This window comes from uncultured Porphyromonas sp. (assembly GCF_905372525.1).
GTDB lineage: Bacteria > Bacteroidota > Bacteroidia > Bacteroidales > Porphyromonadaceae > Porphyromonas.
In genome coordinates this window covers 1-10,101 of record NZ_CAJPPN010000062.1, presented here as the reverse complement: position 1 = coordinate 10,101, position 10,101 = coordinate 1, and the positions used below count along the sequence as shown (strand labels likewise).

Annotated in this window: 6 protein-coding genes; 4 read left to right on the top strand and 2 right to left on the bottom strand. The window is 58.0% G+C overall.

Going from position 1 to position 10,101, the window contains the following annotated elements:
• The 4 genes from QZ170_RS08815 to purL form a co-directional block, all read left to right on the top strand.
• Nucleotides 1-1,071: leucine-rich repeat domain-containing protein (locus QZ170_RS08815; protein WP_297180066.1), on the top strand; the 1,071-nt coding region annotated here is incomplete at its 5' end.
• Nucleotides 1,072-1,176: 105 nt separating this feature from the next.
• Nucleotides 1,177-2,469: a hypothetical protein gene (locus QZ170_RS08810; RefSeq protein ID WP_297180064.1), complete on the top strand. Its 1,293-nt coding sequence runs from the start codon at nucleotides 1,177-1,179 to the stop codon at nucleotides 2,467-2,469.
• A gap of 382 nt (nucleotides 2,470-2,851) precedes the next feature.
• Nucleotides 2,852-3,865, top strand: a complete 1,014-nt coding sequence (locus QZ170_RS08805; protein WP_297180061.1) for a peptidoglycan DD-metalloendopeptidase family protein — start codon at nucleotides 2,852-2,854, stop codon at nucleotides 3,863-3,865.
• 212 nt (nucleotides 3,866-4,077) lie between these two features.
• Nucleotides 4,078-7,782 carry a phosphoribosylformylglycinamidine synthase gene (gene purL, locus QZ170_RS08800; RefSeq protein ID WP_297180058.1) on the top strand — a complete coding sequence of 1,235 codons (3,705 nt, stop codon included), beginning with the start codon at nucleotides 4,078-4,080 and terminating at the stop codon, nucleotides 7,780-7,782.
• 98 nt (nucleotides 7,783-7,880) lie between these two features.
• Here purL and QZ170_RS08795 read toward each other — a convergent pair whose 3' ends face one another.
• Nucleotides 7,881-8,459 (bottom strand): hypothetical protein, encoded by a 579-nt coding sequence (locus tag QZ170_RS08795; protein WP_297180056.1) that lies wholly within the window; start codon nucleotides 8,457-8,459, stop codon nucleotides 7,881-7,883.
• 363 nt (nucleotides 8,460-8,822) lie between these two features.
• Nucleotides 8,823-10,022: an energy transducer TonB gene (locus QZ170_RS08790; protein ID WP_297180054.1), complete on the bottom strand. Its 1,200-nt coding sequence runs from the start codon at nucleotides 10,020-10,022 to the stop codon at nucleotides 8,823-8,825.
• Nucleotides 10,023-10,101: the final 79 nt, after the last annotated feature.

Genomic DNA, 10,101 nt, shown 5'->3' with positions numbered 1-10,101 from the left:
ACGCCCACCCCTGAGCCCCCCGCTAAAGGGATGAAGATAGAGAATGGTGTACTGATCGCCTTCGGAGCCGATGCCACCCCAGCTGATGGGGTCGTCCGCCTAGATAAGGATAAGGTACACACGATCGGGGAAAAGGCCTTCGCAGGGAACACTCGCCTCAAGGAAATCCATGCCCCAGGTGTCACGAAGATCGAGGCTGGAGCCTTCAAGGGTTGCTCCTCGCTGATGAAGGTTGATTTCGGCGCTGGACAGCGTCCCCCCTTGGCTATCGACGAGCTGAACAAGAGCACCTACACCGCCGAGGATGCCTTCTGGGGAACACCCGAGGAGAAGGTACTCACCTTCGACCCCAAGGCTGACCCCAACTACCTAGCCTACCTCGAGTATATCGCTCGTCACCACTTCGCTCGCCTAGATGGAATCGAGATCCCTGCCTCCCTCTCAGCCTCGGACTATGTGGTCAAGAATGGCGTCCTCGAACGGGTCAAGAATAACAATGCCCTCACGGGTCGTGGACACAATGGGGTACTCATCCTCCCCAGTAGCATCAAGAAGATCGGGAACGGAGCCTTCGGGGAGCGGTTCCAAAACTTCAAGGCGATCTACGGCGAAGGGATAGAGGAGATCGAGGATAATGCCTTCGTAGCATGCTACAGCCTCCAGTTCGTTCACTTCCCCAAGCTCAAGAGCATCGGGGAGCAGGTCTTCTCCTTCAACGGCAAGCTCGATGCGCTGAACTTCCCCTACCTCGAGAAGATTGGTCACATAGCCTTCAATAGCTACGGCGCCGTAAACCCCATCCGACTCACCTACCTCAGCCTCCCCCGAGTCAAGACGATCGGTCGGGGTGTCCTCGAGGGTAAGTACGATCCTAAGAGGCACTTCACACTCATCCTCGGAGCAAAGCCTCAGATAGACTTCACCCCCTACAAGGATGATATGCCTCAGGATGGCAGTGTGACCTTCCATGGTATGATCTCCCCTACCCTCTACCTCTCCCCCGCAGACAAGGCTGGCTACGACCTGAAGGACGGCAAGTGGCACGGCTTCACCGTCAAGGAGCTGAAGTAGACCCATTCAGACTAAGGGCATAGGTAGTCCCCTCAGCGACTATGCCCCTAGTCTCGCTACCCAGGAAGGCTCCGATGCGGAGCCTTCCTCATCCATATCGCTATTATGAAGATCTATTCTATCCTCGCCCTTGCCCTCGTAGTGGGTACCCTCACCACGGGGTGTGGGAGCAAGGCTCCCGAGCCCATCCCCCCTACCCCCCAGCCCGAGAAGCCGAAAGAGCCTGAGAAGCCCAAGGATCCTAAGGAACCTAAGGAACCCGAGCAACCGAAGGAGCCAGAGAAGCCCTACGAAGGGTACGAGGGCTACACGCTCCTCCATGACTCAGGGCTCGCCGTCTACCACTACAATGAGTTTACGGGCGTCGCTTCAGCCCCACACCTCTTCCTCATCGACCCCACTGGGCGACGCACGGGGGACGCCCTTGCCGACCTCAATCCCGCCTATGAGGGGCACGAGGATGTCTGCGAGACGCAGTTCAGCACTGCCGGGGACTACATCGCCCTACTAGCGAAGTATGACTTTACCCAGCGCCGGCATGCCTCTCGGCTCCTCCTGCTGGATAGGAAGACGCTCAAGATCCTACACAACATCCGCATCGAGGAGCCCGATGATGACAACTGGGTGCGTCAGAGCTTCGTTCTCTCGGATGGCTCTACCTATCTAGCCTTTAGCAAGAAGTCCTTCTACCGCCTTACCCCCAAGGATGGGAAGCTGAGTCGGATCACCGTCGGAGGGAACTGGGAGTACCCCCTAGCAGCGGCCTCGTGGCAGGACAAGGGGTACTTCTTCCGCAAGTATGATCGGGTAGCCCTACAGCTCACCCCTGGCGCGACGAGTAGCACTGCGATAGAGGTCCTCCCAGCAGGAGCCAAGTTCAGTCAGATCTATCAGGCGGGAGGCGAGTACCTAGTGATACGGGATGACGCGGGTCGCTATGCCCTCTTCTCGATGAAGGAGGGGCGGGTGACCGCTCGCTTCACCCTATCGGAGGGTGTAGGACGTTCGATGGCCTACGATGCCCCCTCGGGGACACTCTTCTTCTCTGGTGGAGCCTCGGATGCTCGAGAGCGCAGTGTCTATCGTACCCAACTAGCCGATGGAGCTACGGCAGAGACCATCCAGGCACTCCAGGCCAAGCTCTACTACCGTATAGAGGGACGCACAGAGAGCGACAACAAGCTCGGGCTACAGACGACCCTCGGGATCAATGCCGACAAGGGGATGCTCTTCGTCTCTTGGCTCGATCAGGGTCGGGGTGGGCCACTCTTGCATCACCTCACCAAGGTTGCACGCCTTCCCCTCCGCCATACGGGGGCTCTCCCCGTGAAGCGACTAGAGCTCTACGACCTTCACTTTACCGCCGACCTGCGAGACATACGTCTCAACGCCCATTAGGCTTCGCCCCTCTCCCCCTTTATCTAAGGTATCCTCACGAGCCACTCCTAGCGTCCACTGACTCTGGGGGTGGCTCGTAGAGCTTAGAGAGTGTCCGTAGGGTAGAGAATACGAGAGCTAGGATACGACTTGGGGGGAGGGCGACGTTAGTAGACTAGTCAGTGTACATAGGATGGTCAGTGTACATAGGGTCGAGCCAATGCTCCCCCCTTCCCCGTAGCATAAGTAGGGAGATAGGGAGAGGTGTGGGTTGTGTATTATATGTATTTGACTATCTTTGTATTCGTTCCCTGCTTAGGCATCTGCTCGCAGGGATCCCCTAGGGAGACGCGCCTCTCTAGGGTAGTGTTAGCTAACAAATGAACGTATTTCTAAAGCTGGTATGACAAGAAAAAAGACGCAACTGTTATGCGCATCTCTCTGTCTGGTCGCCGTCAGCTTCACGAGCTGGGCTCATGCCCAGGTGAAGGCCCAGACACCTAAGCGAGAGACACGCACGACAGCTGGCCAGCAGAGCTCATCCACCCAAGCGGGTGAGCATCTGCTCCTAGCCGACCGCCTAGAGATCCGGAACCGACTGCTCAAGGAGAAGCAACGCCGAGAGGCGGAGCTACAGGCCGAGAAGCAGAAGGAAGACCTGGAGGCTCCAGCGGTGGACATCTATGGTGACGACTCGTGGGGTAGCCACGTCAATCCCTTTGCCGGGATGGCAGTGAATATCCCTGATCGGCAGGACATCGACCTCCAGGAGTTCGTGATGCCGATCCAGACCCGACAGATCACCTCGCACTACGGATATCGCCGTAGCTTCGGACGTATGCATTATGGGGTAGACCTCAAGCTCAGCGTGGGTGACACCGTACGCGCAGCCTTCTCTGGCAAGGTGCGTATCCGTGCCTACGAGGGTGGAGGGTACGGCAACTACCTCGTCATCCGCCACCCCAATGGACTCGAGACGGTCTATGGACACATGAGCCGTGCGATCGTCCGCGAGGGGACAGTCGTCCGGGCGGGAGACCCCATCGGACTCGGGGGAAGCACTGGTCGCTCTACAGGGCCACACCTACACTTCGAGGCTCGCTTCATGGGCATCCCCCTAGCGCCGACGGATCTCTTCGACTTCGAGGCAGGCGTCCCACGCTTCGACGTATTTGCCTTCGTCAAGGGGGCTTACCAGACTCCTCGCTCCTTCGCTCATGCTCAGGTAGCCGCTAGACCCAAGAAGGGCGGGGTCGCCAATGAAGAACAATTCAAGACGCACCGCATCAAGAAGGGTGACACCCTCGGCTCTATCGCACGCCACTATGGGGTGAGCATCCCGAAGCTCTGCCAGATGAATGGCATCGGCTCCACGTCCAAGCTCAGCATCGGGCGTACCCTACGTATTCCGAGCTAGACGAGGACACCTCCATCGCCTGAGATGGTATCACCTACTACAAGAGGGCTCCGTGAGACAGATAGACCAGAGCATGGTCTCGTCTCACGGAGCCTCGCTTTTTAGCTATCTTTGCAGGGAGACGTCGAGCCCAGCGCCCTCTACTTCGGGAGGGACATGCAGACCCTAGCGTCTCCTCATCCCTACACCTACTCCGTATTATAGACACTGGAATGATTACATTCTTCAGAGCTCCTAGTAGCTCTACCCTTTACATCGTCGAGAGCCATCAGGCTATAGGACGTGCGCACCTAGAGGCTCTCACCTGGCTCTTCGGGGGGGCGGTAGCCCTCGACAGCCCGACACTCTCGGGCATCTTCATCGGGACTCGGCGGGAGCTGATCACCCCATGGAGCACCAATGCCGTAGAGATCGTGCGCAATATGCGGATCCCCGACATCACACGTATCGAGGCCTTCGAGGAGGTCTCGAGTGCCGATGCCCCCTACGACCCGATGCTCCAGCACCTCTATCACGGACTTGACCAGAGCGTATTCACCCACGACCAGGTGGCGGAGCCGATCCGTCAGGTACGAGACATACGTGCCTACAGCCAGAGCGAGGGGCTCGCACTCAGTGAAGAGGAGATCGACTACCTCGAGCAGCTCTCCCAGCGACTCGGACGTCCCCTGACCGACAGCGAGCTCTTCGGCTTCTCGCAGGTGAACTCCGAGCACTGCCGACACAAGATCTTCGGGGGCACCTTCGTCATCGACGGGGAGGAGCGAGAGGCTTCGCTCTTCTCTATGATCAAGGACACCAGCGCTGCTAACCCCAACCATCTCGTCTCCGCCTACCGGGACAACGTCGCCTTCATAGACGGACCTAGAGACTTGGAGCAGTTCGCTCCTGCCTCGGCTGATCGCCCAGACTTCTTTGAGCGTAAGGCTGTAGATAGCGTGCTAAGTCTCAAGGCCGAGACCCACAACTTCCCCACCACCGTGGAGCCCTTCAACGGCGCAGCCACAGGCACAGGTGGGGAGATCCGAGACCGTATGGCAGGCGGTAGAGCCAGCATTCCTCTGGCTGGGACAGCCGTCTACATGACGAGCTACCCACGACTCGAGGATAACCGCCCCTGGGAAGAGGCTCTACCTGCACGCCCATGGCTCTACCAGACACCTCAGCAGATCCTCACCAAGGCTTCGAACGGAGCGAGTGACTTCGGAAACAAGTTCGGACAACCCCTCATCTGTGGCTCCGTCCTCACCCTAGAGCACCAAGCCGAAGGACAGGTATATGGCTACGACAAGGCTATCATGCTCGCAGGCGGTGTCGGCTATGCCCGCCGCAGTGATGCACAGAAGGGGACACCTAAGCCCCACGAGAAGGTCGTCCTGCTCGGCGGTGACAACTACCGCATCGGTATGGGTGGTGGCGCAGTCAGCTCTGTCAATACCGGTCAGTATGCAGGAGCTATCGAGCTCAATGCCGTACAGCGTGCCAACCCCGAGATGCAGAAGCGTGTCGAGAATGTCATCCGTGCCCTAGCAGAGGCCGAGGACAACCCCATCGTCTCCATCCATGACCACGGGGCTGGTGGACACCTCAACTGCCTCTCAGAGCTCGTCGAGACGACGGGCGGACACTTCGATCTCAGCACCTTCCCCATCGGAGACGAGACGCTCTCCAGCCGTGAGATCATCGGCAATGAGAGCCAGGAGCGCATGGGGCTACTCGTCGGAGAAGAATCCCTAGAGCGTATCGCCCGTATCGCCGAGCGTGAGCGTGCTCCGATGTACGTCGTCGGGGAGACGACCGAGGATATGCATCTGACCTTCGAAGAGGCAGATGGAGACAAGCCTATTGACCTTGACCTGTCCGATATGTTTGGCTCTGCACCTAAGACCTACATGCACGACCGCACCGTGGAGCGTCACTACCCTGCACTCAGCTACGACTGCACTCAGGTGGAGCACTACCTAGATCGTGTCCTACAGCTCGAGGGTGTCGCCTGTAAGGATTGGCTGACCAACAAGGTCGATCGCTCCGTCACAGGTCGTGTGGCACGCCAGCAGTGTCAGGGGGCGATACAGCTCCCCTTGAGTGACTGTGGTGTCATGGCCGTGGACTTCAGAGGCAAGTCGGGGATAGCTACTTCTATCGGACATGCTCCAGCCGCAGCCCTCGTCGATCCCGTAGCCGGCTCACAGCTAGCCATCGCAGAGTCCCTGACCAACCTCGTCTTCGCACCCCTTACCTATGGACTCGAGGGCGTCTCGCTAAGTGCCAACTGGATGTGGCCCTGCCGCAACGAGGGTGAGGACGCTCGTCTCTATGACGCTGTCGAGGCAGCCTCGGCACTCGCCATCTCGCTTGGCATCAACATCCCCACCGGCAAGGACTCGCTCTCTATGACGCAGAAGTACCCCGACGGGTCTCGTGTACTGAGCCCAGGGACAGTGATCATCAGTGCGATGGGTGAAGTCTCAGACGTGAAGAAGGTACTCTCTCCCGTCCTCATCCCCGACCCTCGCTATCCGCTCTACCATATTGACTTTAGCTTTGCTCCGCTCGCTCTTGGCGGGTCTTCCCTCGCCCAAGTACTCGCTGAGCTGGGAGACGAGACACCCTACATCGGGGAGCCCGAATACTTCCGTGAGGCCTTCACTTCGGTGCAGGAGCTCTTGGAGCGTGGAGCCCTTGTCGCTGGACACGATATCTCTGCTGGTGGACTTATCACCACGCTACTGGAGATGTGCTTTGCTAACGAGCAGGGTGGACTCGAAGTCGATCTCAGCGCTATCCCAGAGACCGACCTTGTCAAGCTCCTCTTCGCCGAGAACCCCGGTATCGTCGTCCAGACCTCTCACCCAGAGCTTCTCGAGGAGGTGCTCACGGCAGCAAGCATCGGCTTCGCCCGTATCGCCACACCTACGGCCACAGGGCGTACCCTCACGATCCGCCAAGGCAAGCAGCACCTCACCCTCGATATAGATGCCAAGCGGGAACTGTGGTATCGTCCCTCCTTCCTCCTCGACCGCTATCAGAGTGGAGAGACGCTGGCCGAAGCACGCTGTACGAACTACAGTAAGCAACCCCTCCGCTACGCCTTCCCCGAGGGCTTCACGGGGAAGTTTGCCGACCTCAAGGCCAACCCCGATCGCACCACAAAGGCTCCCGTACGGGCAGCTATCCTGCGAGACAAGGGGACGAATGGCGAGCGAGAGATGGCCTATGCCCTTTACCTCGCTGGCTTCGATGTTAAGGATGTCCATCTCACGGACCTCATCTCCGGTCGGGAGACGCTGGAGGATGTGCAGATGATCGTCTTCTGCGGTGGCTTCTCCAACTCTGACGTGCTAGGCTCGGCTAAGGGTTGGGCTGCAGGCATCCTGTACAACGAGCAGGCCAAGGCCACGATCGACCGCTTCTATGCTCGCCCCGACACCCTCAGCCTAGGGGTCTGCAATGGCTGTCAGCTCATGGCGGAGCTGGGGCTACTCTACCCCGAGCACGAGCTGAAGCACCGCATGGAGCACAATGACTCCCACAAGTTCGAGAGCTCCTTCGTCAGCCTCGCTATCCCCGAGAACGACTCCGTGATGCTGGGCAACCTCTCGGGGACGAAGCTCGGTATATGGGTTGCTCATGGGGAGGGGAAGTTCGTGCTACCCTACGAGACTTCCCGCTACAAGGTCATCGCACGCTACGACTACAATGCCTACCCAGGCAACCCCAACGGGTCGCCTGATGCCATCGCTGGTCTATGCAGTGCCGATGGGCGTCACCTGGCACTGATGCCCCATCCTGAGCGGGCGATCTTCCCTTGGCAGTGTGCCTACTATCCCGAGGAGGTACGCTCGGAGCATGAGGCGACACCTTGGCTCAAGGCCTTCCGCAATGCCTACGACTGGTGCCTCAGTCATCAGAAGTAGCATTCACCTAGAGTATCTTTAGAAAAGCCTTAGGGGGCTCCAGCACATAGATGCTGGAGCCCCCTAAGGCTTTTCTGCCTCCTAGTTATACGATAGCTCTACCAGCTCTTTGGGTCAATATCCTGTGGCATGACGTAGAAGGAGGGCTGATACACGAAGATGCGCAGATCTTCATAGTTAGAGCCCTTCCCTTGGCGGACGCTGAGGTTACCATCCTTCAGACGAACGACCGTGTACTCAGGCTTAGGGAGCGTATATATCCATTCCTGCGGTAGAGCATGTTTCCACTTGGGGTACTTTAGGTTTCGTGCGAACTGGCATGTCTCCATCCCTGCGGGAAGAGGTGTAGCGAAGAGATCATCCTCTCGCTCTACCTCTATCGTGAAGCGAATAGTATCCCCATCCACTCGTACATTCTTCAGCGGAAAGATGGAATAGCCACAGACATACCCCTCACGGATCTCATCATACTCATCTGTAGTAGCATTCAGCACTCCGCCCGTGACCTTTCCGTCTTGTAGATAGAGAGTGAGGTAGGCATTCCAAAAGATCCTATCCTCTTCCCGATTTCTATCGTAGATCCACTTGTACATCTCTCGCACCACAGCTTGACCAAAGGAAGGTAGAGAGGTGACGAGCACAAGGAGAGCTGATAGGATAATTCGTTTTCTTGTCATAGGGTTAGCTCATGATTACTAAGATGAAGCAAAGGTAGCCATTATCCGTACTCAGACAAATAGCCCACACAACGGGCTCCATACGGGCTCTACCCTACTCGATAGCCACCATCAGGGGCTACTCGCTGGGCATAGGGTAAGCCCTTGGCTCTCTAGGCTCTTCGCCACTCATCCAGCCGGAGCCCTGAGTGACGAAGCCAAGACACACACCAGAGACGCTCCACAACACACTCGGGGGAAGGCTAGCTAGGTCGCTAACCTTCCCCCGAGCTCTCTCGATGGGCTATCTCCCACCTTGCAGGTGGACTTCCTGATGGAAAGGGAGAGCCTTAGTACATCAGAGGAGCTCTCCCATGGCCCCTATCACGGGAAGAACCTAATGGTCATATAGTGCCATGCCTGTAGTGGCTTCCCATTCTTACGAGCAGGGATGAACTTAGGGGCGAGCTTCATTACATCTAGGGCGGCTTGTTCGAAGGCGGGGCTAGTCCCCTTGACCACCTTGATCTGGGAGATGGAGCCATCGACATCTACGACGAAGCGTAGGTGCACCTCCCCCTGAGTACGATTGCGATACTCTACGTCTGGATACTCTAGGTTTAACCTAAGGAAGTCCGAGAGACCCCGATCACCGCCGGGGAAGAGGGGGTGCTCAATGTCGGAGCTGTTCTCATCTATGACTGGGATGCTGTCAGGCTCGGCGACTTGCTTTACATTGCTCTTCTGCAGGCGGTCGACGAGACTTGCTAACCCCTGAGAGGGGAGCTTAAAGGTGATCGGGAGCATCATCGGAGCTGCTACAGCGACCCCCTCCCTGCGGGCGGGTACCCAGCGGGGCATCGACCGCACCATCCTCATCCCCTCTTCGTCTAGGATGGGATGGGCGCTTCGGTGTATCGCTATGTTGGTAAGCCGTCCGTCGGCCTCGACGACGAAACGGACGAAGAGTCGCCCCTGGAGCTGCTTCCTCACGGCTGCCTCTGGGTAGACTAGATTATTGGACATATAGGCGATGAGCGCCTGCTCCCCACCGGGGAACATCGGCTGGAGATTATCCTCGATCCCCTCACTCTTGGCTTGCTGCTGGGACGAAGGGTTCGGGACGAGGGTGGGTTGGCTCGTCGTAGGGAGCCTGAAGGTGATCGGGATCGTCACCGGCATAGCCACGGCGATCCCCTTCTCACGGGCGGGGATCCAGCGTGGCATTGACCGCACGACCCTCACCGCCTCTCTATCTAGGAGGAGCGCAGCCCCCTGAGCTACCTCTATATCGGAGATCTGTCCATCGGGCTGGACGATGAAGGTAATACGAACCTGCCCCTGGATCTTTTGCTTCTGGGCTTCCTCTGGATAGACCGTATGCTCCCCGAGGTAAGCCTGGAGGGCCTCCTCTCCCCCTGGGAACGAAGGTGGGGTCGTCGCCCCGACCTTTTGTTTGTCGGGCTGCTGTAGGGGGATTAGGCTCGGGAACGAGGTGGGGACGCTTCCCGCTGCAAACTGGGGCAAGCTAAGCCCCCCGATCAAAAGCAGGAGGGGGCAGAGTATAGTACTTTTTAGGTGCATATATCTATCGATGATGTTATGTCATGCGGTCATCGGGGTACAAATATAGATATTTACCCCCTTCCACCGCTATCTGACC

What these genes read in the sequence shown, in the direction of transcription:
- QZ170_RS08810 (WP_297180064.1), top strand. Translation starts at nt 1,177, where the DNA reads ATGAAGATCTATTCTATCCTCGCCCTTGCCCTCGTAGTGGGTACCCTC.
- QZ170_RS08805 (WP_297180061.1), top strand. Translation starts at nt 2,852, where the DNA reads ATGACAAGAAAAAAGACGCAACTGTTATGCGCATCTCTCTGTCTGGTC.
- purL (WP_297180058.1), top strand. Translation starts at nt 4,078, where the DNA reads ATGATTACATTCTTCAGAGCTCCTAGTAGCTCTACCCTTTACATCGTC.
- QZ170_RS08795 (WP_297180056.1), bottom strand. Translation starts at nt 8,459, where the DNA reads ATGACAAGAAAACGAATTATCCTATCAGCTCTCCTTGTGCTCGTCACC.
- QZ170_RS08790 (WP_297180054.1), bottom strand. Translation starts at nt 10,022, where the DNA reads ATGCACCTAAAAAGTACTATACTCTGCCCCCTCCTGCTTTTGATCGGG.